Source organism: Cellulosimicrobium sp. I38E, from assembly GCF_001647255.1.
Classification (GTDB): domain Bacteria; phylum Actinomycetota; class Actinomycetes; order Actinomycetales; family Cellulomonadaceae; genus Cellulosimicrobium; species Cellulosimicrobium cellulans_E.
Genome location: NZ_LUAZ01000039.1, coordinates 37,390 through 59,746, shown reverse-complemented (window position 1 = coordinate 59,746; position 22,357 = coordinate 37,390). Strand labels below are relative to the sequence as shown.

The following is a 22,357-nucleotide window of genomic DNA, read 5'->3' as shown; positions in this document are numbered from 1 at the left end:
CCGGCCGCCGGTCATGCCCCCGCGTGCCGGGCGAGGATCGCGTGCGCGTCGGTGCCCCGCGGCAGGACGCCGTAGCCGTGGCCGCGGTCCTCGCCGAGACGCGCCGCGACGAACGCGTCCGCCGTGGCCGACGGCGCGTGCCGCACCACGAGCGACGCCTGGAGCACGAGCGCGAGCGACTCCACGACCCGGCGGGCCTGCGCCTGCTGCGCACCGGCGTCGGACGCCGCGACCTCGGCGAGCAGGCGACGCGTGCGCGCGACGTGCGCGTCGAGGAGGTGGTGCGCGCCCGCCGTCGTGCCCAGCTCGGCCTCGAACGCGGCGACCGACTCCGGCTCGCGGCCCATGGCGCGCAGCACGTCGAGCGCGATGACGTTGCCCGAGCCCTCCCAGATCGCCATGACCGGCTGCTCGCGGTAGCGGCGCGCAAGAGGGAACGCCTCGGTGTACCCGTTGCCGCCGAGGCACTCCATCGACTCGTACGCGTGGTGCGGGCCGCGCTTGCACACCCAGTACTTGCTCACGGCCGTCGCGAGGCGGCGGAACGCGCGGTCGTGCTCGGACTCGCCGTCGTGCGCGGCGGCGAGGCGCACCGAGGTGAGGGTCGCGGCCTCGGACTCGAGCGCGAGGTCGGCGAGCACCGCGGTCATCGCGGGCTGGTCCACGAGCGCCGCGCCGAACGCGCTGCGGTGCCGCGCGTGCCACAGGGCCTCGGTGACCGCCTGGCGCATGCCCGCGGCCGAGCCGTGCACGCAGTCGAGCCGGGTGCGCGAGACCATCTCGATGATCGTCCGCACGCCGCGCCCGGGCTCCCCGACGAGGAAGCCGACCGTGCCGTCGAGCTCGATCTCCGACGACGCGTTCGACCGGTTGCCGAGCTTCTCCTTGAGGCGCTGGATGCGGAAGACGTTGCGCGTGCCGTCCTCCAGGACGCGCGGCACGAGGAAGCACGACGGCGCGGCGTCGCCGCCGCGCGCAGTCTCACCCGGGACCTGGGCGAGCACGAGGAACGCGTCCGACATCGGCGCCGAGCAGAACCACTTGTGCCCCGTGAGCAGGTACGCGCCGTCCGCCCCGGCGGGCACGGCCGTCGTCGCGTTCGCGCGCACGTCCGAGCCGCCCTGCTTCTCCGTCATCGCCATGCCGACGAGCGCGCCGGGCTTGGTCGCCGGGGCCGCGAGGGCGCCGTCGTACCCGCGGGAGAGCAGGCGCGGCTCCCAGACCGCGGCGAGCCCCGGCGCGTGGCGCAGCGACGGCACCGCCGCGTGCGTCATGGAGACCGGGCACGCGTGACCCGGCTCGACCTGCGCGAACAGCGAGAACACCGCGCCCCGCACGACGTTCGCCCCCGGCCCGGGCTCCGCCCACGCGCTCGTGTGCGCGCCGTGCGCGACGGCCGCCCCGATCACCTCGTGGTACGCCGGGTGGTACTCGACCTCGTCGACGCGGTTCCCGCGGCGGTCGTGCGTGCGCAGCACGGGCTCGTGGACGTTCGCGAGCTCGGCCGCGCGCTGGAAATCACCCGACCCGACGAGCGCTCCGACCGCGACGAGCCGCTCCTCGCCCCACGCGCCGCCGTAGGCGTGCACGGCCTCGCGCAGCACGGGGTGGTCGAGGTACTCGTTGACCCCCTCGCGCTCGGGCGGCTGGTTCGTCACCCGGTGGGTGACGTGGGGCGCGGGGTACGACGCCGGCGCGGCCGAGTGCGAGACGGTGGCCGCGGCAGGGGCCGAGGCGGGCGTGGTGGTGTCGGTCGGGGTCACGGTGTCCTCCTGCGGCTCTGCGGGTGGTTCGGGGCCGCGATGCGGCGGTGGTGCGGATGGGATCCGGAGCTCGGGTCGGCCCGGACGCGGTCAGGTCGACTCGTGCGCGGCGGCCAGGGCGCCGACGGCGCCCAGGCAGAAGCGCAGGATCGTCGCGACGACGGCGTCCCGCGCCGCGGACGGGACCGTGCCCTCGGGGGTGGTCGGGCCGCCCGCGAGCGGGGAGAGCGGACCGGTGAGCGACTCGCCGATCGCGCCGACGAGGGCGGTCGCGACGACCGCCACGTCCTGGTCGGGGATCTCCCCGGCGTCGACGCCGGCGCGCACGACGTCTGCGAACGTCTCCGCGTACGCGCGCCGGTACTCCAGGCGCGCGGCGTCCACGGCCGGGTCGACCGGCTCGAGCAGCAGCGCCCACGCGAGCGTCGGGCCGCGCAGCGCGCGCCGCGCGAAGGTGTCGACGGCGCGGCCGAGGCGCGCGACGGTCGTCCCGCCGGGCGGGTCGTCCGCACGCGCCGACGCGGCGGCCCGCACGGCGTCGAGCTCGACGTCGGCCGCCTGCCGGAACACCGCGACGAGCAGGTCGGCCTTGGTGGGGAAGTACGAGTAGACGCCGCCGGTGCTCACCCCGGCGCGCGCGGCGAGCGCCTGCACGCTCGCCCCGGCGAACCCGTGCGCGGCGACGATCGTGCGCGCCGCGTCGAGCAGCGCCTCACGCTTGCGCTCGCGGGCGGCCCGCGTGGCGGGCGTCTCGCGGTAGGGCACGGTTCCTCCGTCGTCGTCGAGGGTGCGCCGCCCCGTCGCGGCTTCCCACCAAGAATTGAACCATGGTTCAATTCATCACGGTACCGGCTCCGGCCGGGCCGCCGAGACGGCGTCGAGGACGACGCCGGGCAGGACGTCGAGGAGGACGACATGCACCTGGGCAGCATGCTGGAGAGCACGGCACGCAAGGTCCCCGCCAAGGAGGCCCTCGTGCTGGGCGAGCGCCGGCTCACCTACGCCGAGCTGGACGACGCCGCACGCCGCGCCGCCGCGGTGTTCCGCGACGCCGGGGTGCGCCCCGGCGACCGCGTCACCGTGATGACGTTCAACACCCCCGGCTTCGTCGTCGCGGCGTTCGGCCTGTGGCGTGCGGGCGCCGTGCTCGTGCCCGTCAACCACAAGCTCCAGGCGCCGGAGGTCGCGCGGCTCGTCGCGCACAGCGGCGCGGTGCTGGGCGTCGCGGACGCGAGCCTGGCCCCGGTCGTGACCGCCGCCGCGCCCGCGGTGCGCTGGCTGTGGACGGAGACGGACGCCGTCGGTCAGGACGCGGCAGGCGCGGAGGGGACGCCGGGGCACGACGACTTCGACGCGCTCGTCGTGGCCGCCGCGCCGTGGGACGGCGTCCCGCCCGACCAGGACACCATCGCGCAGGTGCTCTACACGTCCGGCACGACCGCGGCCCCCAAGGGCTGCGAGCACACCCACCGCGGGTTGAGCTCGGTCGCGGCGTACACGACGGCCGCCGTCGGGCTGCGCGCGGACGACCGCTTCCTGCTCGCGATGCCGATCTGGCACGCGTCGCCGCTCAACAACTGGTTCCTGTCGATGGTGTTCCTGGGCGGGACGACGGTGCTGCTGCGCGAGTACCACCCGATCGAGATGCTCCGGACGGTCGCGACCGAGCGCACGACGGCGTTCTTCGGCGCCCCGATCGCGTACGTCGCGCCGCTCCAGGTCGCGGCCGCGCAGGGGATCGACCTGTCGGCGTTCGACCTGTCGAGCGCGCGGCTGTGGCTCGCCGGCGGCGCGCCCGTCGGCGCCGACACCGTGCGGGCGATCCGCGCCGCCTACCCGGGCGAGCTGCACCAGGTGTACGGCATGAGCGAGATGGGGCCGGTCGGCACCGCGCTCGGCCCGGCCGACCAGGAGCGCAAGGCCGGCTCGATCGGCCACGCCGGGATGCCCGGCGTCGACGTGCGGGTCGTCGACCTCGACGGGAACGACGTCGGGCCGGGCGGCACGGGCGAGGTCTGGCTGCGGTCGGACACCCGCATGGTCGGCTACCTCGACGACCCCGAGGCGACCGGAGCCGTGCTCGTCGGCGACTGGTACCGGACGGGCGACGTCGTGCACGTCGACGAGGACGGGTACCTCTTCATCGTCGACCGGCTCAAGGACGTCATCATCACGGGCGGCGAGAACGTGTACTCGCAGGAGGTCGAGGAGGCGCTGCGGGGGTCGCCCGAGGTCGCGGACGTCGCCGTCGTCGGGCGCCCGCACGCCGACTGGGGCGAGACGGTCGTCGCGTTCGTCGTGCCGGCCCCGGGCGCCGAGCCCTCGCTCGACTCGCTGCGCGCGTTCCTCGCCGACCGGCTCGCGCGCTACAAGGTGCCGCGCGACGTCGTGCTCGTCACCGAGCTCCCCCGCAACCCGTCGGGCAAGCTCACCAAGCACGTGCTGCGCTCGCGGGTCCGCGAGAGCGCCGCCGTCTGACCATCGCGCGTCCCTGACCCCGACCGCGACGCCGGGGTCAGGGACGCGCGTGCTCGAAGATCACGGTCGTGCTGGTCCCCGCGACCTCGGGCCGGACGCTGAGCGTCTTGGAGACCAGGTCGCGCAGGGCGTCGGAGTCGGCGACGGCGACGTGCAGGAGGAAGTCGCGGTCGCCCGTGACGAAGAAGACGCCCTCGACGTCCGGCAGGGTGAGCAGGTAGTCGCGGAACGCCTCGAGGCCCTTGCGCGCGCCCGCCTGGAGCCGGATCGCGATGAGCGCCTCGAGCCCGCGGCCGAGCGCGGCCGGGTCGACGTCGGCCCGGAAGCCGCGGATCACGCCGCGCTCCACGAGGGCGCGCACGCGCGCGTGGCACGTCGACGCGGCGATGCCGACGCGGGCGGCGATCGCAGCGTTCGTCGCGCGCGCGTCGGTCGCGAGGACGTCGAGGATGCGGCGGTCCACGTCGTCCAGGACGGCGGGTCGAAGATCCTTCGGCACGGGGAGCCTCCTGAGGTGGTTCGGCGAAGGTCAGGTCGGTCGCCGCGTGTCGCTACGACGATCCTTCGGCACATCTTGCCGCACACCGAAGGATCCACCACGCTGGAGGCGTTGCGACACCATCCCGTCGCACACCAGCCACGCGCCCGCCTCGCCACCCGCGAGGCGGGCGTCGGTCGAAGGAGCCCGGCGTGAGCACGACCCCCCGTTCCCGTCCCCGCACCCACGACGCACGGTCCGCGTCGCCCGGCCGAGCGCCCCGCACGGCGGTCGTCGTCGGCGCCGGCATGGTGGGCCTCGCCACCGCCTGGCACCTCCAGGAGCAGGGCGTCGAGGTCACCGTCGTCGACCGCGAGGGCGTCGCCGCGGGGTCCTCGTGGGGCAACGCCGGGTGGCTCACCCCCGGCATGGCGATGCCGCTGGCGGACCCGTCCCTCTGGACGTACGGCCCGCGCGCCCTCCTCGACCCCGCCGCGCCCCTGCACGTGCCGCTGCGGTTCGACCCGCGCCTGTGGACGTTCTTCGCGCGCTTCATGGCGCACGCGACGCAGCGTCGCTGGGACCACGCGATGGCGGCCCTCACCCCCATCGACCGCGTCGCGCTCGACGCGTTCGACGAGCTCGCCGCCGGCGGGAGCCTGGGGCACGGCGTCGAGGCCGGCACCACGCCCGGGCCGTTCACCGTCGCGTTCGAGCACGTGCGCGAGGCGCGGCCGTTCCTCCGCGAGCTCGAGCACGTCGCCGCCGCCGGCCAGACCGTGCCCGTCCGGCGCGTCGAGGCCGGCGAGCGCGCCCACCAGCTCACCGACAGCGTCTCGACCGTCTACGCCCTCGAGGGCCAGCGCTTCCTCGAGCCGGGACCGTTCGTCCACGCCCTCGCCGACTCCGTGCGCGCCCGCGGCGGGCGGATCCTCACCGGGCTCGAGGTGCTCGACGTCGAGCCCGGCCGCCTCGGCGCGTGCGTCTTCGCGCGCGCCGTGCACCCCGACGCCGCCGCACACCCGGCGCTCGTGGGCGCGGCCAGGGCGGGGGACGCCGTCGGGCAGGACGCCGAGGCGCCCCGCCGGGCCGGGTCCCCCGCCGAGCGTGAGGAGGGGGTCGTGCTGCGCGGCGACGCCGTCGTGCTCGCGACCGGCGCGTGGCTGCCGACGCTCGCCGCGCCGCTCGGCGTGCGCACGCGCGTCCAGGCCGGACGCGGCTACTCGTTCACCGTGAAGACCGACGAGCCCGTCGAGACGCCGATCTACCTGCCCGCGCGCCGCGTCGCGTGCACGCCGTACCAGGGGCGGTTCCGCATCGCGGGGACCATGGAGTTCCGCGGCCCGGACGAGCCGCTCCAGCCGCGCCGCATCGAGGCGATCCTCGCGTCCGTGCGGCACCTGTTCCAGGGCGTCGACCTCGACGACCGGCACGACGAGTGGGTCGGGTCGCGCCCGGTCACGCCCGACGGACTGCCGCTCGTCGGCGCGACCCGCACCCCTGGCGTCTACGTCGCGGGCGGCCACGGCATGTGGGGCATGGTGCTCGGGCCCGCCACCGGCCGGGCGCTCTCCCACCTCGTGACGACCGGCGAGACCCCGGACGAGATCCGCGCGTTCGACCCGCTGCGCTGAGGCCCGGCGGCCGCGCACCCTCGGACGGACTCGGCCGGGCGCGGCCGTCCCGGTAACCCCGACAGCCCCGGCCGAAAGGCCCTGTCGGGCGGGAGCACCGCGCCCTAACGTGGTCGTCATGACCGTGCGAGAGGAGCACCGGGCCGCGCTGCGCGCGCTCGACGGCGACCCGGGTGCGGTGCGCGCGCACCTCACCGCGGGGTCGGGGCTGCCGGGCCCGCGCGCGAACCTCGAGCTCCTGGGCGCGTTCGCCGACGTCGCGCCCGCCGACCTGGTGCGCGCCCTGGCCGACGACCCCGACGAGTACCTCCGGTGCTGCGGGACGTGCGGGCTGGGCCGGCTCGTCGTCGAGGCCCCCGCCGACGCGCGCGCGGCGCCGACCGACCGGCTGCGTGCCCGCGCGTCGGACGGGTCGTGGCGCGTCCGCGAGGCCGCCGCGATGGCGCTCCAGCGGATCGGCGACGCCGAGCCCGCCACGCTCCGCGCGCTCGTGTCGTCGTGGGTGGCTGACCCCGACCCGCTGGTCCGCCGCGCGGCGGTCGCCGGGATCTGCGAGCCGCGCCTCCTCCGGGACCCCGCGACCGCGACCGCCGCGCTGGACGCCTGCGCGGTCGCGACCGCCTCGATCGGCGCGCTCCCCGCCGACGCACGCCGCGACGCCGACGTGCGCACGCTGCGCCAGGCCCTCGGGTACTGCTGGAGCGTCGCCGTCGTCGGGGACCCGGCCACCGGTGTGCCGCGGTTCGCGGCGCTGCGCGGGTCGTCGGACCCGGACGTGGCGTGGGTCGTCCGCGAGAACGAGAAGAAGGCGCGCCTGCGCCGCGTGCTCGACCGCCCGGCCTGACCGGGCGCCCGGGAGCCGCCCCGGCGCCGGCACAGAGGTTGTGCCGAGAGGTCTTGCGTCGCGCCGCGGGGACCTATATGTTTAACGGAAATACTAATCCGCGACGAAGGAGTCCGATGACCAGCACGACCGAGCCGACGACGACGACGAGGATGGCCGAGCTGGCCGCCACGGACGAGGACCTCCGGAGCCTGCTCTCCGGCGGCTGGCTGCGCTACCGCACGTCGCCGGCGCTCCAGGAGCTGACCCGGGACGCACACGCGACGTGCGCCCGGATCGGGAGCGTGTACGTCGAGGACGTCGACGAGGCGCGCCGCCTCTTCCACCGCCTCGTCCCCGGCGCCGAGGACGGGATCGACTTCCGCCCGCCGCTGACGATCGACTACGGCGACCGTCTGCTGATCGGCGCGCGGACCTTCATCAACGCCGACTTCATGGTCATCGGCGGAGGCCTCGTCACGATCGGTCCCGACTGCCTCATCGGGCCGCGCTGCTCGATCTACACGCCGAACCACGCCGAGGACGTCGTCCGCCGCCGCGAGGGATGGGAGCGGCCCGAGCCCGTCACGATCGGGAGCAACGTCTGGATCGGTGGCTCGGTCACCATCACGCCCGGCGTGACGATCGGCGACGACAGCATCATCGGCGCGGGGTCCGTGGTCACGCGGGACGTCCCCGCGGGCGTCGTCGCGGTGGGCAACCCGTGCCGACCCGTCCGCGCGATCACGACCGCCCCCGAGGACACCACCGCCCGCTGAAGCCACCCCCGCGCCGGGGCGACGACGCCCCGGGGCGCTCGACGACACGTTCACCCGAACAGCCGGCACCGGTGCCGGCGGAGAGCAGGACTCATGCAGTGTGCAGAGTGCGGAACCACCTCCCGCGACGGAAGGGTCGCGACGGCCGTGTGCAGCGAGTGCGGCGCAGCCACCTGCGCGGAGCACACCCGAGAGGTGCGGATCCAGATCCCCTCCAGCTCCGTGGGGAACCCCGTGGTGCAGACGGCGCGACGGCTGCGGTGCAGCGAGTGCACGCGACTCGCGGAGCCGCTGGAGCAGGTCCGGCGGTAGCACCCACCGCGGCCCGCACCGGCCGCGACAGGGCAGGGGACCCCACGGGTGTGCGTGCACGCCCGCCTACGCTGGCGCGCATGGACCTCGCACGCTCGATCCCGCTGTTCGTGCTCGCCGCGCTGCTGGAGATCGGCGGGGCGTGGCTCGTGTGGCAGGGGCTGCGCGAGCACCGGGGCTGGCTGTGGATCGGGGCGGGCGTCGTCGCGCTCGGGCTCTACGGAGTCGTCGCGACGCTCCAGCCCGACGCGAGCTTCGGCCGCATCCTCGCCGCCTACGGCGGGGTGTTCGTCGCCGGGTCGCTCGCGTGGGGCATGGTCGTGGACGGCTTCCGCCCGGACCGCTGGGACGTCGTCGGCGCGCTGCTCTGCCTCGCCGGCGTCGCCGTCATCATGTACGCGCCACGCCCGGAGTAGCCGGTCAGCGGGCGACGGCGGCCGGTGCGGACGCGACGGACCGTGCCGGGTGGCGGTCCTCGGGGCGCTGGGCGAACGGGCGGATGCGCTCGAGGTAGTCGGCGATGGCGTCGCGGTTCTTCTCGAGGATGCGGATGCGGTCCTCCAGGCGGCCGAGCTCCGTCTCGAGGAGCTCGATCTTGTCCGGGTACGCGTTGTGCAGGTGGATCTCGGGAGCGTTGCCGAGGCAGGGCAGGAACTCCTTGATGATCTTGGTCGTGAAGCCGACCTCGAGGAGGCCGCGAATCTGGAGCACGCGGTCGACCAGGTGCTCGCCGTACTCGCGGTAGCCGTTCTCGGCCCGCTCGGGCGTGAACAGCCCCTGCTCCTCGTAGTACCGCAGGAGCCGCGTGGGGGTCCCGGTCCGCCGGGACAGCTCGCCGATCCGCACGTGATCCACCTCACCTGGTCGTCGCGCTTGACCTTCACATCAATGTCAGACATCGATGCTAACCCCATGTCCACGACGAGCACACCCACCACCGCCACCGTCCCGGACCCCGGCACCGCGTCGGCCGGCGCCCCTCGCCCCGCCTCCGGCGCCCGCAGCCCGGGCGCGCTGCCGGTCGGCGCGCTCCTCGCGCTCGCGGCGTCGGGGTTCCTCACCCTGCTCACGGAGATCCTCCCCGCGGGCGTGCTGCCCGCCATGGCCGCCGACCTCGGCGTCGGAGCCGGCGCCGCCGGGCAGACCGTCACGGCGTTCGCGGTCGGCGCGATCGTCGCCGCGATCCCGCTCACGCGCGCCACGGCGCGGTGGGACCGCCGCACGCTGCTCCTCGTGACGGTCGCGGGGTTCGTCGTCGCGAACACCGTCACCGCGGTGTCGTCGTCGTTCGCGCTGACGCTCGTCGCGCGCTTCGCCGCCGGGCTCGTCGCGGGCCTGACGTGGGCGCTGCTGCCCGGGTACGTGCGCCGGATCGTGCCCGCGGACCGCGTCGGCCGTGCGATGACGATCGCCATGGCCGGCGGCCCGCTCGCCCTCACGCTCGGCGTGCCCGCGGGTGCGGTGCTCGGCGCCGCCGTCGGGTGGCGGTGGACGTTCGGCGTCCTCTCGCTCGTGGGCCTCGGCCTGCTCGCCTGGGTCCGGCTCGGCGTCCCCGCCGCGGCGGGCACCCCGCGCGGCGCCCAGCTGGCGATCCGCGTGGTGCTCCCCCGCCCCGGGCTGCGGCCCGTGCTGCTGGTGACCGGGCTCAACGTGCTCGCCAACACGTCGCTGTACACCTACGTCGCGATCCACCTCGCGCACCTCGGCCAGGGCTCGCGCACCAGCGTGCTGCTGCTCGTCCTCGGCGCGGCGTCCGCCGCCGCGCTCGTGCTCGTCGGTGCGCTCATCGACCGTCGCCTGCGCGCCCTCACCCTGGGCTCGGTCGTGGTCTTCGCCCTCGCGATGCTCGTGCTCGGCCTCGCGCCGACGTCGACGGTCGTCGTCGTGGTCGCCGTCGCCGCCTGGGGCTTCGCGTTCGGCGGGGCCGGCACGCTCTACACGACCGCCGCGGCCCGGGCCGCGGGCGACGGCGCCGACGTCGCGCAGTCCGCGCTCGTCACCGTGTGGAACACGTCCGTCGCGCTGGGCGGGGCGGTCGGCGGCGCGGCGCTCGCCGTCGCCGGCCCGGCGGGCCTGCCGTGGGTCTCGCTCGCCCTCATGGTCCCGGTCCTGGCGACCGTCGTCGCGGGCCGGCGGCACTCCTTCCGCTGACGCGCTCCGCCGCTCGGCGGGAGCCCGTGCGGGCTTCCCGCCGGGCCGGGTCTCTGCCAGGATCGGCGCGTGGCCATCGACGCCCCGACCGGCAGGGGGCCGACGCACGACGTCGGAGCCGGAGACCTCGAGCCCGCCCTCCCCGGACTCGGTCCGGAGCCGACGCGCGAGGAGTACGCGAGCTGGTCCCGCCGCGTCGTCGCGTCGCTGCTCGACACGGCGATCGTCGCGACGGTGCTGTTCCTCGCGGTCGGGCCCGCCTACGAGGTGGCCTGGCTCCCGGCGATCAGCTTCGGCGTGACCACGAGCACCGTGGTCCCCGGCGGCACCTGGTGGGCTCTCGGCACCGCGGCCGCGCTCTTCGCCCTCCAGGGCTGGACCGGAGCGACGCCCGGCAAGCGGACGGTGGGGATCGTCGTCGTGCACGACACGACCGGGCGACCCGCCGGACTGATCCGCACCGTCCTGCGCCACCTGGCCCACCTCCTCGACGCGATCCTGTACATCGGCTTCCTCCGCCCGCTGTGGCACGCGCAGCGCCGGACGTTCGCCGACTCGGTGTGCAGCACGGTCGTGCTGCGGCAGGTCCGCCCGCCCGTGCCGTTCCTCGGCCCGGGGACCGGCCTGGGCGGCCCGACGCCGTCGCGCACCGTCACCGCCGCGGCGGCGGTCGTGTCCGTGGGGAGCGCCGTCTTCGTCGTCGGCCCGGCGTCGTACACCGGCGGCGACGTGTGGACGGCGACGTGCACACCGGAGGTGTCGGACGAGTCCCCGCTGACCGTCGGCGACGTGCAGCTCGTCAGCTGGTCGATGCCGGGTACCGAGAGCCGGTGGGGCGTGACCCGGACGAGCCCGCTCCCCGACGAGGCCGGCGACGAGACGGGCCTCGACGCGTCCTTCGCGGTCGACCTCGACCTGGACGCCACGCTCGACCAGCCCCTCGACGCCGCGCTCGTCCTGCGTCTCGAGACCTGGCAGGGCGACGACCTCGGCACGTTCGAGTCGCCGTTCCGGGTCGAGCAGCACGCGGACGGCGGCAGCGAGTGGGAGGTCGTCCCGCCCACGCCCGCCGGCTCGGGGCTCGACACGGTCCACGTCCCGGCGGCGACCGTCGCGGCGCTCCCGGCGGCGTGGCACTGGGAGGCCTCGGTCGTCGTCGAGGACGAGACCGTCGCCTCGTGCGGAGGCCGCGGCCCGTCCTGAACGTCCCCGAGCACGACATCGCGCGGCGTCGAGCACGAGGTTGCTGGCGTTATGGGCCCGAGAACGACAGCAACCTCGTGTTCGGCGCCGGGCGGGCGTCTCATCGGGCGGCGAATCGGCTGCAACACGACCGAAACGCCTCGGACGACCGGGGGAAACGTCGCGGTCGCACGATGGGGGTGCGCCGGGCCCCGAGCCCGGCGCACCAGCATCCGTCCCGACCTCGCGGCCGCACAGCGCGACCGCGACCCGAGGAGGCCCCCGTGCCCGACAACCGCCCGCTCTTCTCCGCCCCGTCGACCACGACCTCCACCGCGACGTCCACGGCGGCCGCGCGTCGCCCGGTCGACCACGGCGTGTCCCTGGACCGCGGCTCGCGCGACGAGCCGCAGCGCCGGGCGAACCCCGGCGACGAGCTCACCGTGGACCCGGCCGACCGTCGCCGCCGCGCCCGCGCCGCGCTGCTGGACCTGCGGCGCGACGTCATCCGGCGCAGCGCCAACGGCTGGTGATCGAGCCGGGGGACGCGGTCAGAGCCGGACGAGGTCGAACGTCTCCCACGGCCCGACGGCGGTCCGGTCCGCGACGAGCGGCTGCGCGCCCGCGCCCTCGGCGCACACGTAGCGGCCGTTGACCTCGGCGCGCAGCGCGACCGCCCCGCCGCCGAGGTCCTCCAGCCGGAACCGTTCCCACGCGCCCACGGCGGCGCGGTTCGCGACGAGCGGCTGCGCCCCAGCGCCCTCGGCGCACACGTAGCGACCGTCGACGTCGGCACGCAGCGCCACGACCCCGCCGCCCAGCTCCTCGAGCCGGAACCGTTCCCACGAGCCGGCGGTCGGTCCGGCCGCGACGAGCGTGCCGCCGTCGGTCTGCCGGGCCTGGACGTACTGCCCGTTCGCGCGTGCCCGGAGGGTGACCAGCCCGGTCACGGGCCCCGGCCCGCCGCCGGCGACGGGCGGCGTCGGGCGCACGGCCGTGAGCGCGATCTCACCGCGCAGCAGGCGACCGCCGTCGTTCGTGAGGCGCAGGTAGTAGTCCGAGGAGCAGGCCGTGCCGTCCTCGTCGAGGGCGCGCATGCCCGAGCCTGCCGGCACGTCCGCCGCCGTCGCGGCCGTCTTCGCGATCTGGTTGCCCTCGTTGTACTCGTCGAACATGGAGACGTAGGCGCTCGCGACGCCCGCCCGCGCGTGGTTGTAGAACTGGCGCCACATGAAGTCGCCGTGCGCGCGCTGGCCCTCCTGGAGGTCGCCGGGCAGGACGCACGGCTGGTAGTCGATGCCGAGGCGCACGCACTCCGCGAGGTCGGGCACCGTGGCGCGCTGGTAGAAGTCGTCCGCGCCCGCGACGTTCCCGATCCGGCCGACGAGCCACGGCGAGATCATGTCGAACGACCGGTACACGCCCCCGAACCCGGGGCGCGAGTCTCCGGTCCCCTCGCGCCACCACGTCGGCACGCCGCCCATGACGTAGCACCCCTGCGCCTTGAACCAGTCGACGACCTCCTGGCACTCCTGCGGCGTGAACGGACGCTGGGCATCGTCGAACCCGAAGCCCCAGATGCCCACCATGGGTTTGCCGTTCTGCCGCGCGTACGCGGGCGAGGAGACGTGGGCCGACATCTTCGTCGTCCAGTCCTGCGTGATCTCGTTCCGCATCGCGTACCAGTCGCTCACGTCGTACATGACGTAGAACTTGACGCCCGCGCGCTCGGCGGCCGTGCGGGTGCGGCTCGCCATGACGTCGCGCGTCGGGCCCTCGCCGCCGAACGGGTTGAAGCGCTGGAGCGCGGCCGTGTGGATACCGTTCTCGGCCATCCACCGCAGGTGCGTGTCGACCGTCTGCTGGTCGTACGACGAGAAGAGGCGCGCGGGGCGGCCGTCGCCGAGCGCGGGGAACGCGGTCTGGTACGTCGTCGTGTACTCGCGGACGTCGGGCCACGACTTGATGACGGTGTTGGTGGTCGACGGCGCCTGGTCGGCCTGGCGGGCCCAGTGCCACCACGCGTCGATGGGGGCGCCGTCGCCCCGGCACGCGAACCAGCCCTGGTAGCCGGCGGTGATCTTGCCGACGACGTCTCCGGGCGGGCTCACCGCGACGGCGGCGCCCGGGAGGGCGGCTGCGGCCGGGCCGGAGGCGGAGGCGGAGGTGCCGACGGCGGCGGTCGCCGCGGCGGCGGCCGTCAGGCCGAGGAAGGAACGTCGGGTGAAGCTCATGTGCTCAAGTCCGTTTCTCTGGGGGCGCCGGCGCGACGTCGTCGTCGCCGCCGGCACGGTCGGTCACGTCTCGTGCAGAGCGTCGGCGAGCTACCCCCTCTCGCCGGGGACGGTCGTGAGCGGGACGGCACGCGGGCGGTCGGCGGCAGCGCCGACCTCCACGCGCGCCCCCGTGCGCGCGGCGTCGAGCAACGACTCCATGACGTCGAGCACGTGCTGGGCGAGCCGACCGCTCGCGCGCGGCTCGACGCCGTCGGGCGTGGCGACGAGGTCCGCGAGGCCGTACCCGCGCCCGGCGCCGGGGAACCCCGCGCTCACGGGAAGCTCGCGCCATGCGTCGGCAGCGCCCTCGGCGACGCCCCGGAGCCGGACGACGCCGTCGAACCCGTTCGGGTCGGGCACCTGGAGCGAGGCCAGCGTGCCGTGCACCTCGATCGGCGGCGCCTGGCTCGCGGGCGCGTCGAAGCTCATGACGAGGGTCGAGAGCGCGCCCGACGCGTGCGTGAGGACGCCCGTCACGTGCGTGTCCACGTCGACTGGGATCTCCTCGCCCGCGCGCGGACCCGAGCCGATCGTGCGCGTGGCGCGCGCCCGGCTCGACGCGCCGACCACGGAGGCCACCGGGCCGAGCAGGTGCACGAGCGCGGTGACGTAGTACGGGCCCATGTCGAGCAGGGGTCCGCCGCCCGGGAGGTAGTAGAAGTCGGGGTGCGGGTGCCAGCGCTCGTGGCCCGCGGTGACCATCGTCGCCGTCGCCGCGACGGGCGTGCCGAGCAGGCCGTCGTCGACCGCGCGTCGTGCGGTCTGGATGCCCGTGCCCAGCACGGTGTCCGGCGCGCACCCGACGCGCACGCCCGCGGCGTCGGCCGCGGCGAGGACCCGCGAGGCGGCGGCCCGGTCCGCGGCGAGCGGCTTCTCGCCGTACACGTCCTTGCCGGCCGCGACCGCCGCGAGCGCCACCTCCTCGTGCGCGGCGGGCGTGGTGAGGTTGAGGACGACGTCGACCTCGGGGTCGCGCACGAGCGCGTCCACGGTGAGGGCCCGCACGCCGTGCTCGGCCGCGACGGCTGCCGCGCGACCCGGGTCGAGGTCGGCGACGGCGACGAGCCGCAGACCGTCGAGCCGGGGCAGCGTCTCGAGGTACTGGCCGCTGATCGCGCCGCAGCCCACGATCCCGACGCCCGCCCCACGACCGGTCGCGCCGACGGAGACCTCGAGCGTCCGCGCCTCGGCGGTCACAGCGCGTGCTCCCGCCGGCTCGCCCAGAGCATCCCTCGCTCGACCATCGTGCGGACGGTCGGGTGCTCGAGGTCCTCGGGCCGGTGCCCGACGGTGCACACGAACACCCGGCCCGCGCCCCACCGCCGCGTCCAGACGGCGGGCGAGGTCGACGCGTCGTGCCAGGGGTCCTCGGGCCGGGCCTCGACGGTCGTCGTCGCGAGGACGTCGTCGTAGTCGTCGGTGAGGACCCAGTACTGCTCGGTGGTGATCTCGAAGTCGTCGAGCCCGGCCACGACGGGATGGTGGGACTGCTCCGGGACGACGCGCACCGCGTGCGTGACGAAGCTGTCCGTCTCGTCGCCGCGCAGCGGCCCGAGCGGGGTGCCGGGGCCGGCGGTGCGGCGCGGGTGGTGGGCGAACTGCCCGCCGACGAGGTGCGCGTACTCGCTGCTCGCGCGGTAGGAGTCGACGATGCCGCCGTGCCAGCCCGCGAGGCCCGTGCCCGCCTCGACGGCGGTGACGAGACCGGCGACCTGCTCGGCGCTGATCTCGCTCATGGTCACGCTCTGCACCACGAGGTCGACCTGCGCCATGGTGCGCGCGTCGGCGTACACGGCGGGCGACGGCTCGACGCGCACGACGTACCCCTGCGCGCTGAGGAAGGGGACGAACAGGTCGGTCGTCTCCTCGGGCCGGTGCCCGGACCAGCCGCCGCGGACGACGAGGGCGGTGGGCGGGGACGTGCGGTCGGTCATGCGACAGCCTCCTGGGCGGTCTCGCGCGGGGCGCGGGCAGTGGGGTCGGCGGACGGTTCGTGCTGGTTCACGGGGGGATCGCGGTGCGGTCCGGGCGAGAGGGTCAGACGCGCTCGACGTCGAACCGCACGGCGTAGGAGACGGACCCGCCCGGCGCGAGGACGGGCAGGACGCCCGCCTCGCGCGCGGCGACGCGGCCGCCGATCGCGGGGGCGTTCATGGGCTCGAGCCCGAGGACGTTCTGCCCGGGGGCGAACATCTTCCACTGGTAGAGCACGGGCAGGGTCGCGGTCGGGAACGAGACGGTCAGGCGCAGCCCCAGCTCGCGGTTCGTCACGACGGCGCGCCCGGTCCCTGGCGTGAGGTCGTGCCGGTGCACGCGCTGGCGGTAGCCGTCGGCGGGCGCGGTGATCTCGCGCCAGGGGTCGCCGACGGCGTCCGGCCCGTCGGGCTCGACGTGCTGCGACGAGACGTCGAGCTCCGCAGCCTCGGAGACGAGCGGCCACCCGAGGTTCGCGTGGTAGAGCACGAGGTGCGGCTCGGGGCGCCACCCCTCGTTGGTCACGGTGTCCTCGACGGTGACCGACGTCGTCCCCAGGCCCGCGCGGACCCGGCGCCGGAGCACGAGGTGCTCCTCGTGGAGCGACGCCTGGCGGACGACCCCCTCGACGACGACCTCGTCCCCCACGACGGCGGCGCGCTCCACGCTCGCCGGGACCGCGGTGAGCCGGCCGTGCTGCGGGAACCGTCGCCCGTCGTCCACCGTGGGCGACCCGACGTGGTCGAGGCCGCACGTGACGAGCAGCCCGCCACCGAACGTCGTGCCGAAGTCGTCGCCCTGGTAGAGCCCGGGCGCGGCGAGCCCCGCGGGGGCCATCCACGCGAGCGGGACGCCGTGCACCGTGACCTGGCCGAGGTCGAGCGCGCGGTCGGGCAGCACGTCGAGCTCCAGCCCGCCGCCCGTCACGACGCGCACGCGGCGCGCCCCGCGGGCCGGGCCGTCGGCGTCGACGAGCTGCTCGACGCGCGCGACCTGGCCGAGCCACCCGGCGCGCCGCCGGACCTCGCCGGGGTCCGCCCCGTGGATCGTCCCGGGTTCGTCGCCCGCTGCCGTCATGTCCTGCGTCCTCTCCTGCGGGCCCCCTGCGGGCCCGTCCGTGCGCGGCGGGGTCCGGGTCGCCCCGGACCCCGCCGTCGTGCCGGCCGCGCGGGTGCGCGGCCGGGATGCGTCAGCCGCAGCGCACGGCGTCGTACGGCGCCGTGAGGACGACGTCGCCGCCGTCCGCGGTGACGGTGACCTGCGCCGCGCCCGCCTCGACCGCCGTCGCCCGTGTCGCGAACGACTGGTAGGCGCTCTTCCCCGGGGCGACGTCGTCGACCGTGCGCTCCCCGAACGGCGTCGCGAGGCGCACCGTCACGGGGTCGTCGCCCCCGTTGCGGGCGCGGACCGCGACGTACGCGCGGCCCGCGAGGCACCGCCCGGTCGCCTCGACCTCGACGTCCGTCGTCGGGGCGACGACGAACGTGGCCGTGAGCGACGTGTCGGCCGCGAGCGCGAACGCGTATCGCGCGTCGCGGGAGACCACGGCGCCGGAGGCGTCGCGCCAGCCGGCGAACGCCGACCCGTCGGCGGGCTCGGCGACCACGGCCACCGCGCTCCCCGTCTCGTACCGGCCCGGCTCCGCCTCGTTGCCCTCGACGCGCACGGTCCCGGCGGCACCCTCCGCGGCGTCCGCCGCGACGCCCAGCGCCGACGTCGCCATGTGGATGGCGAGGGGGTTGACGATCGTCACCGGGCCACGGCTCGTGGTGCCGTTGAACCGCATGAGGTTGACGACGCTCACCGTGCTCGACGCGTCCGCGTCGACGGTGTGCCCGCCCGGGCCGAGGTTGTCCGTCCCGAGGTTGAACGCCCGGACCGTGGCACCCTCGCTCGCGACGATGCCGTCGTGCGTGCCGTACGCGAACGTGTTGAGCACCGTGAGGTCCTGCGACCCGGTCGCCCGCACGAGGACCTCGCGCTCGCGCGCGACCGGGTCGATGACCTGGCCGAACAGGTCGGCCCCCTCGACCCAGCCCGGCAGCCCGTACGCGAGGCGCGTGATGACGTTGCCGTTGGACAGCACGTTCTCGACCGTGCCGCCCGCGTTGGCGCCGACGCGCACGCCCTCGGAGAGGAAGAGGCCGACCGCGCGCCGCACGAGGAACCCGTCCGCCGCGGCGGTGAGGTCGATCGCGTTCCACGCGTTCGTCAGGCCGACGTTCACGACGTAGGCCCCCGGCGCGTCGCCGCGCACGGCGAACGGGTAGGACCGGACGCCGTCCGGGCCGGCCGGGTTGTTCTCGGGGTGGAAGACGCGCAGCCCGCGCAGGCCCGCGTCCTCGCCCGCGAGGGTGACGAACGCCGTCTCGTCGACCGACGGGTCGGGCTCGCCCGGCGCCGCCGGCGCCACGCCGCCCTCGTACGCGAGGAGCACGGTGCCGCCGCTCAGCTCGAGCGAGTCGCGGTTCGCGACGCCCGCGGAGCCGCGCAGCTCCACGCCCGCGGGGACCGTGAGGTGGCCCCGCACGGTGTACCAGCCCGCGGGCAGGTACACGACGCCGCCGCCCGCGGCCGCGGTGTCGTCGAGCGCCGCCTGGATCGCCGCCGTCACGTCGACGTCGGAGATCCGGCCCGGCGTGCGGGGCACGTCGTACGGGGTCTTCGTCACGTCGACGAGCCGCTCGGCCGGACGCGGCGCGAGGACCGTCCCCGGGGTCGCGGGGACCCCGTCGGCCGGGCCGTCGAGCACGTGCACGGTGCCCTCCAGGGCGCCGTCCACGTCGGTGCCCGTGAGCTTGACGTAGCCGCCCGACGTGTTGCGGACCGCGGCCTCGGAGCCCTCCAGGGTGCCGCCCGCGAAGGCGGTGCCCCAGCGGTCGTCGGAGACCTCGACCTGGACGGCGACGTCCGTGCGGCGCACCTCGGTGTCGAGGAAGGAGCCGGTGAAGCTCGCGCGCTGACCCTTGACGATGCGGATGCCGACCGCGTAGTCCGCGACCGTGATCCCGGAGAACTCGTCCCACTCCAGGTCGCCGAGCACCAGGCCCGTGCCGTGCTCGCGCGTCCACGCGTCGAGGACCGCACGCTCCGGCGCGTCGTACGCGGCGCCCGCACCGGCCCAGACGCCGTTGTCGAACGTCACGTCCTGCCACGTCCCGACGTCGGCGCCGTTGTAGGCGACGACGCCCTCGAGGAGCGCGGTCCCGACGACGTCGCGCACGTTCGCGATCTCGTGCACCTGCGAGCCCGGACCGCCCTCGCCGCGGTCGTGCGCCATCGTGGAGATCCCGATGCCGCGGTACGAGTTGAGCATCGTCACGTGCTCGACGCTGCTCATCATGTAGTTCTGCTCGCCCTGCCACGCGCGGCCCGGGAGCTCGACCGTGAAGCCGTAGGGCACGGGGTCCGCCGCGTCCTGGCCGGGGTAGTACGTCGTGACGCCGACGACGCCGGCGTTCCCGCCCACGCGGAACAGGCTGGGTCCGTCGTCGCCCGACGGCAGGTCCGCGACGACGACCGTCCCGTCGAGAGGGTCGGCGTCGGGCGAGACCGCGCGGTCGGGGTGGTCGCCGCGCAGCGTGCAGTGCGGGAGCACCTCGAGCGTGCCCGTGACGCGGTACGTGCCCGCGGGGAGCCACACCGTGCCGCCCGTCGCGTCCTGGCACGCGTACAGCGCCGCCTGGATCGCCGCGGTGGAGTCCGCCTCGCCCGTGGGGTCGGCGCCGAAGTCCGTGACCACCTGGTCCGCGACCACGACGTCCTCCGTCGGGAACACGGTCTCGACGAGGCGGGGGTCGACCGGGACGGCCGGGGCCCGGCGCACCTCGAGGTCCGTCAGCGCGAACGTCGCGCGCTGCGTCGCCCGCTCGTCGAGCGCGAGGCGCACGTAGCGGGCGTCGACCGGCTCGAACCGGGTGCGCACCCCCGTCGCGTCGATCGCGCCGGCGCTCGCGACCTCGTCGTAGGTCGTGCCGTCCGTCGACACCTCCACGCGGTAGACGTGCGCGTAGTCCGGCGTCCAGCGCACGAGCACCTCGTCGATCTTGGTGACGGCGCCCAGGTCGACCTGGACCCACTCGGCGTCGCCGTCGCGCGCGGAGGTCCACGCGGTGCCCCGGTCCCCGTCCGTCGCCGCCGCCGCGGGGCCGCCCGAGCTCACGGTCACGGGCTTGCCGCGCGCGAGGTCGGTCGTGACCTGCGACGCGAGGAAGTCCTCGAGCGCGTCCTCCAGGGCCGTCGTCGCGGCGTCCACCGCGTCGCCGTTCGCGTCCGGGTCCTGCGCGACGGCGTCGGCCGCGTCGATCGCGGCGCGCAGCCCGGCGCGCGAGCCCGCCGGGTACTGGCCGTCGCGCTCGCCCTCGCGTGCGGCGGCGTACGTGACGTCGGCCCGCTCGACGAGCCGTCGCAGCGCGATCGCGGGGTCCACCTCGCGCGGGACGACGGTCACCGCGAGCGAGTCGATCCGCACGTCCTGCGGCGACCCTTCGACGGAGAGCCGGAAGTCGGAGCCGTTGGAGCGGTTGGTGAGGATCGCGTCGTCGAGCAGCCACGAGCGCGAGACCCACGAGCCGTCGGTGCCGAGCGCGAGGCGCGGGGACGGCTTGAACATGTGCGGGATCGTGTCGCCCGGCGAGTCGTACTGGAGGAACATGTCGCCGCCGCCCTGCTGCACGGTCGCGTCGACGAGCACGCGGTCGCGCGTGTCGAGCGCGTACGCGTCCGAGACGTTCGCGTAGACGAAGTTGGTGCCCTGCGCCCGGCCGGTCTGCCAGTACCCGCGCCCGTCCGCGGTCCCCGTGACGAGACCCGCCGTCGCGTCGCCCGCGCGCACGGCGATCCCGCGCTCGGCGACGGTCGGGCCGAGGTCCACGCTCGTGCCCTGCGCGACGACGCGCACGGACGCGACGGAGAGCTCGCCGTCGGTCGCGGCGAGCGACACCTCGGGGTCTCCGCCCGCTTCCGTCCCCGGTCCCAGCGCCCCGGCGGGGAGCGCGACGACGGTCGACGTCCAGCCGTCGCCGTCGGCGTCCGCCTCCGGCGCGCCCGCACCGAGCACCGAGCCGTCGGCCGCGGTCGCGACCATCTGCTCGCCCGCACGGTGGTCCACCACGAGGTACCCGGGCACGTCGGCGAGGCGCCCGACGTACGCGTCCGCGACGTCGAGCGCGATCCGCTCGGCGCCGGCCGCGGCGTCGGTGCGCCAGAACGCGCGACCACCCTCCTCGCCCGTCGCCTGCGCCCCGGTCGTCGGCGCGGTCGCGACCGCGATCCCGTGCGTGCGCGGGGTCGTCGACAGGTCGGCGCCCACCCCGACCGGGTAGCGGTCGACGTCGACCACCGGGCTCGCGACGGCGGGGGCCACGAGCCCCGTCACCGCCATGACGAGGGCCGCGCCGGTGGCGACGACCCGTCCTGCTCCAGCATGCATGCTCATCCTCAACACCCTTGTTCTCGGACTGACTGACGCGTGCGTGCTCAGGGGGTCAGGCGCTCACCCCCTCGGCCGGCGCCTCGCTCGTGGGGTCGAGCGCGTCGCCCGTGCGCCAGTCGTGGCGCGGGACGAACCCGAACAGCTCGCGCACCGCGGTCGTGTCGATGACGGACGCGAACCCGTCGAGGGGCCGCGTCACGCGGGAGCCCGGGTGGAAGCGCTCGAGGAGCTCGGCCGTGGGGACGTCGCTCGTCGTGTCGGGCGCGGCGACGTTGACGACGTGGTGGCCGGTGACGCCCGACGCGAGGATCGCGCGCACCACGTCCACCGCGTCGCGCGTGTCGAGCCACGTCCACAGCTCCTGCCGGATCGCGCCCGGGTCGCGGTGGGCGAGGTCGACCCACTCGCGCAGCCGGTCGCCCGACCCGACGAACGGCATGCGCAGCATGGTCGTCGGCAGGCCGTAGCGCCGCGTGACGTACTCCCCCACCTGCTCGGACAGGAGCTTCGACAGCGCGTACGCGTCCACCGCGACCGACTCCTGCGCCTCGTCGACCGGGACGTAGGCGGGCGAGAGGTGCCGGCCCGCCCACGGGTACCCGTACGCCGAGAACGACGACGCCGCGACGGCGACGCGCACGCCCGCCCGGCCCGCGCCGTCGAGCACGCAGAACGCGCCCTGCACGTTCTGGGCGACCGTCTCGTCGTCGGGCACCTGGCCCGGCGAGGCGATCGCCGCGAGGTGCACGACGCCGTCGACGGCGGGCGCGTCCGGACCCTGCCCCGCACGGAGCGCGGCGTCGACGAAGGTCGCGTCGCGCGTGTCGCCGACCAGGCTCGCGACGGCCGTCGGCGCGTCGAACGGCGCGCGGTCGGTGGCGACGACGCGGTACCCCGCGGCGGCGAGACGCGGGACGGCGACCCGCCCGATGACCCCGGCGGCCCCCGTGACGAGGAGCGTGGCCCCGGGCAGGAGGGCGGGCCCGGTGGGCGCGTCGGTGGACGTGGTGGAGTGCATGGCGTGGTTCCGATCTGTGCGGTGGTGCGTGCTGCGCGGTCGGGGCCGAGAGGCC

At 75.8% G+C, this 22,357-nt stretch carries 19 protein-coding genes; 9 read left to right on the top strand and 10 right to left on the bottom strand.

The features are described from left to right. Positions 1 to 11: 11 nt before the first annotated feature. Complete coding sequence (locus A0J59_RS13250) at positions 12 to 1,658, bottom strand: acyl-CoA dehydrogenase family protein (protein ID WP_220084484.1); 1,647 nt, start codon at positions 1,656 to 1,658, stop codon at positions 12 to 14. A gap of 195 nt (positions 1,659 to 1,853) precedes the next feature. Further along, a complete protein-coding gene (locus A0J59_RS13245) occupies positions 1,854 to 2,528 on the bottom strand; it encodes a TetR/AcrR family transcriptional regulator (protein ID WP_064316407.1) in 675 nt (224 codons plus the stop codon). 150 nt (positions 2,529 to 2,678) lie between these two features. Between A0J59_RS13245 and A0J59_RS13240 the strand changes: the two genes are divergently transcribed. Then, complete coding sequence (locus tag A0J59_RS13240) at positions 2,679 to 4,241, top strand: class I adenylate-forming enzyme family protein (protein ID WP_064316406.1); 1,563 nt, start codon at positions 2,679 to 2,681, stop codon at positions 4,239 to 4,241. A gap of 37 nt (positions 4,242 to 4,278) precedes the next feature. Here the strand turns inward: A0J59_RS13240 and A0J59_RS13235 are convergent, their stop codons facing one another. Beyond that, entirely contained in the window at positions 4,279 to 4,740 is a 462-nt protein-coding gene (locus tag A0J59_RS13235; protein ID WP_047231713.1) for an Lrp/AsnC family transcriptional regulator, read from the bottom strand. Between the two features lie 191 nt (positions 4,741 to 4,931). On the opposite strand from A0J59_RS13235, the gene A0J59_RS13230 reads away from it, so the two are divergent. The 5 genes from A0J59_RS13230 (at position 4,932) to A0J59_RS13215 (ending at position 8,683) form a co-directional block, all read left to right on the top strand. Beyond that, positions 4,932 to 6,353, top strand: coding sequence for an FAD-binding oxidoreductase (locus A0J59_RS13230; RefSeq protein WP_255365203.1), 1,422 nt, complete (start codon positions 4,932 to 4,934; stop codon positions 6,351 to 6,353). Between the two features lie 118 nt (positions 6,354 to 6,471). Beyond that, the gene (locus tag A0J59_RS13225) at positions 6,472 to 7,197 is read left to right on the top strand and encodes a HEAT repeat domain-containing protein (protein ID WP_064316405.1); all 726 of its coding nucleotides are present in this window, start codon (positions 6,472 to 6,474) and stop codon (positions 7,195 to 7,197) included. 116 nt (positions 7,198 to 7,313) lie between these two features. Continuing rightward, positions 7,314 to 7,955 carry a sugar O-acetyltransferase gene (locus A0J59_RS13220; protein ID WP_064316404.1) on the top strand — a complete coding sequence of 214 codons (642 nt, stop codon included), beginning with the start codon at positions 7,314 to 7,316 and terminating at the stop codon, positions 7,953 to 7,955. A gap of 93 nt (positions 7,956 to 8,048) precedes the next feature. Next, entirely contained in the window at positions 8,049 to 8,267 is a 219-nt protein-coding gene (locus A0J59_RS22115; protein WP_082919021.1) for a DUF2180 family protein, read from the top strand. Positions 8,268 to 8,347: 80 nt separating this feature from the next. After that, the gene (locus A0J59_RS13215) at positions 8,348 to 8,683 is read left to right on the top strand and encodes a YnfA family protein (protein ID WP_047231710.1); all 336 of its coding nucleotides are present in this window, start codon (positions 8,348 to 8,350) and stop codon (positions 8,681 to 8,683) included. Positions 8,684 to 8,687: 4 nt separating this feature from the next. Here the strand turns inward: A0J59_RS13215 and A0J59_RS13210 are convergent, their stop codons facing one another. After that, on the bottom strand, positions 8,688 to 9,113 hold the full coding sequence (locus A0J59_RS13210; protein WP_047231709.1) for a MerR family transcriptional regulator: 426 nt from the start codon (positions 9,111 to 9,113) through the stop codon (positions 8,688 to 8,690). 66 nt (positions 9,114 to 9,179) lie between these two features. On the opposite strand from A0J59_RS13210, the gene A0J59_RS13205 reads away from it, so the two are divergent. The 3 genes from A0J59_RS13205 (at position 9,180) to A0J59_RS13195 (ending at position 12,133) form a co-directional block, all read left to right on the top strand. Then, the gene (locus A0J59_RS13205) at positions 9,180 to 10,418 is read left to right on the top strand and encodes an MFS transporter (protein ID WP_082919020.1); all 1,239 of its coding nucleotides are present in this window, start codon (positions 9,180 to 9,182) and stop codon (positions 10,416 to 10,418) included. A 69-nt stretch (positions 10,419 to 10,487) separates the two neighbouring features. Next, the gene (locus A0J59_RS13200) at positions 10,488 to 11,621 is read left to right on the top strand and encodes an RDD family protein (protein ID WP_064316403.1); all 1,134 of its coding nucleotides are present in this window, start codon (positions 10,488 to 10,490) and stop codon (positions 11,619 to 11,621) included. A 263-nt stretch (positions 11,622 to 11,884) separates the two neighbouring features. Further along, the gene (locus A0J59_RS13195; RefSeq protein WP_064316402.1) at positions 11,885 to 12,133 is read left to right on the top strand and encodes a hypothetical protein; all 249 of its coding nucleotides are present in this window, start codon (positions 11,885 to 11,887) and stop codon (positions 12,131 to 12,133) included. 18 nt (positions 12,134 to 12,151) lie between these two features. Here A0J59_RS13195 and A0J59_RS13190 read toward each other — a convergent pair whose 3' ends face one another. The 6 genes from A0J59_RS13190 to A0J59_RS13165 all read right to left on the bottom strand — a co-directional run bounded on the left by A0J59_RS13190 (position 12,152) and on the right by A0J59_RS13165 (position 22,302). Beyond that, positions 12,152 to 13,834: a hypothetical protein gene (locus tag A0J59_RS13190; RefSeq protein WP_064316401.1), complete on the bottom strand. Its 1,683-nt coding sequence runs from the start codon at positions 13,832 to 13,834 to the stop codon at positions 12,152 to 12,154. 90 nt (positions 13,835 to 13,924) lie between these two features. Beyond that, positions 13,925 to 15,073: a Gfo/Idh/MocA family protein gene (locus A0J59_RS13185; protein ID WP_064316400.1), complete on the bottom strand. Its 1,149-nt coding sequence runs from the start codon at positions 15,071 to 15,073 to the stop codon at positions 13,925 to 13,927. Then, a complete protein-coding gene (locus A0J59_RS13180) occupies positions 15,070 to 15,810 on the bottom strand; it encodes a ThuA domain-containing protein (protein WP_064316399.1) in 741 nt (246 codons plus the stop codon). The genes A0J59_RS13185 and A0J59_RS13180 overlap by 4 nt, the downstream gene beginning before the upstream one ends. A gap of 103 nt (positions 15,811 to 15,913) precedes the next feature. After that, complete coding sequence (locus tag A0J59_RS13175) at positions 15,914 to 16,927, bottom strand: aldose 1-epimerase family protein (protein ID WP_082919019.1); 1,014 nt, start codon at positions 16,925 to 16,927, stop codon at positions 15,914 to 15,916. A 112-nt stretch (positions 16,928 to 17,039) separates the two neighbouring features. After that, on the bottom strand, positions 17,040 to 21,287 hold the full coding sequence (locus A0J59_RS13170) for a glycosyl hydrolase family 28-related protein (RefSeq protein ID WP_220084480.1): 4,248 nt from the start codon (positions 21,285 to 21,287) through the stop codon (positions 17,040 to 17,042). 49 nt (positions 21,288 to 21,336) lie between these two features. Further along, positions 21,337 to 22,302: an NAD(P)-dependent oxidoreductase gene (locus A0J59_RS13165; protein WP_064316397.1), complete on the bottom strand. Its 966-nt coding sequence runs from the start codon at positions 22,300 to 22,302 to the stop codon at positions 21,337 to 21,339. Between the last annotated feature and the right edge of the window lie 55 nt (positions 22,303 to 22,357).

Coding starts and splice junctions, on each gene's coding strand:
- A0J59_RS13240 (WP_064316406.1), top strand. CDS start 2,679: ATGCACCTGGGCAGCATGCTGGAGAGCACGGCACGCAAGGTCCCCGCC.
- A0J59_RS13225 (WP_064316405.1), top strand. CDS start 6,472: ATGACCGTGCGAGAGGAGCACCGGGCCGCGCTGCGCGCGCTCGACGGC.
- A0J59_RS13220 (WP_064316404.1), top strand. CDS start 7,314: ATGACCAGCACGACCGAGCCGACGACGACGACGAGGATGGCCGAGCTG.
- A0J59_RS22115 (WP_082919021.1), top strand. CDS start 8,049: ATGCAGTGTGCAGAGTGCGGAACCACCTCCCGCGACGGAAGGGTCGCG.
- A0J59_RS13215 (WP_047231710.1), top strand. CDS start 8,348: ATGGACCTCGCACGCTCGATCCCGCTGTTCGTGCTCGCCGCGCTGCTG.
- A0J59_RS13205 (WP_082919020.1), top strand. CDS start 9,180: ATGTCCACGACGAGCACACCCACCACCGCCACCGTCCCGGACCCCGGC.
- A0J59_RS13190 (WP_064316401.1), bottom strand. CDS start 13,834: ATGAGCTTCACCCGACGTTCCTTCCTCGGCCTGACGGCCGCCGCCGCG.
- A0J59_RS13180 (WP_064316399.1), bottom strand. CDS start 15,810: ATGACCGACCGCACGTCCCCGCCCACCGCCCTCGTCGTCCGCGGCGGC.
- A0J59_RS13175 (WP_082919019.1), bottom strand. CDS start 16,927: ATGACGGCAGCGGGCGACGAACCCGGGACGATCCACGGGGCGGACCCC.
- A0J59_RS13170 (WP_220084480.1), bottom strand. CDS start 21,287: ATGAGCATGCATGCTGGAGCAGGACGGGTCGTCGCCACCGGCGCGGCC.
- A0J59_RS13165 (WP_064316397.1), bottom strand. CDS start 22,302: ATGCACTCCACCACGTCCACCGACGCGCCCACCGGGCCCGCCCTCCTG.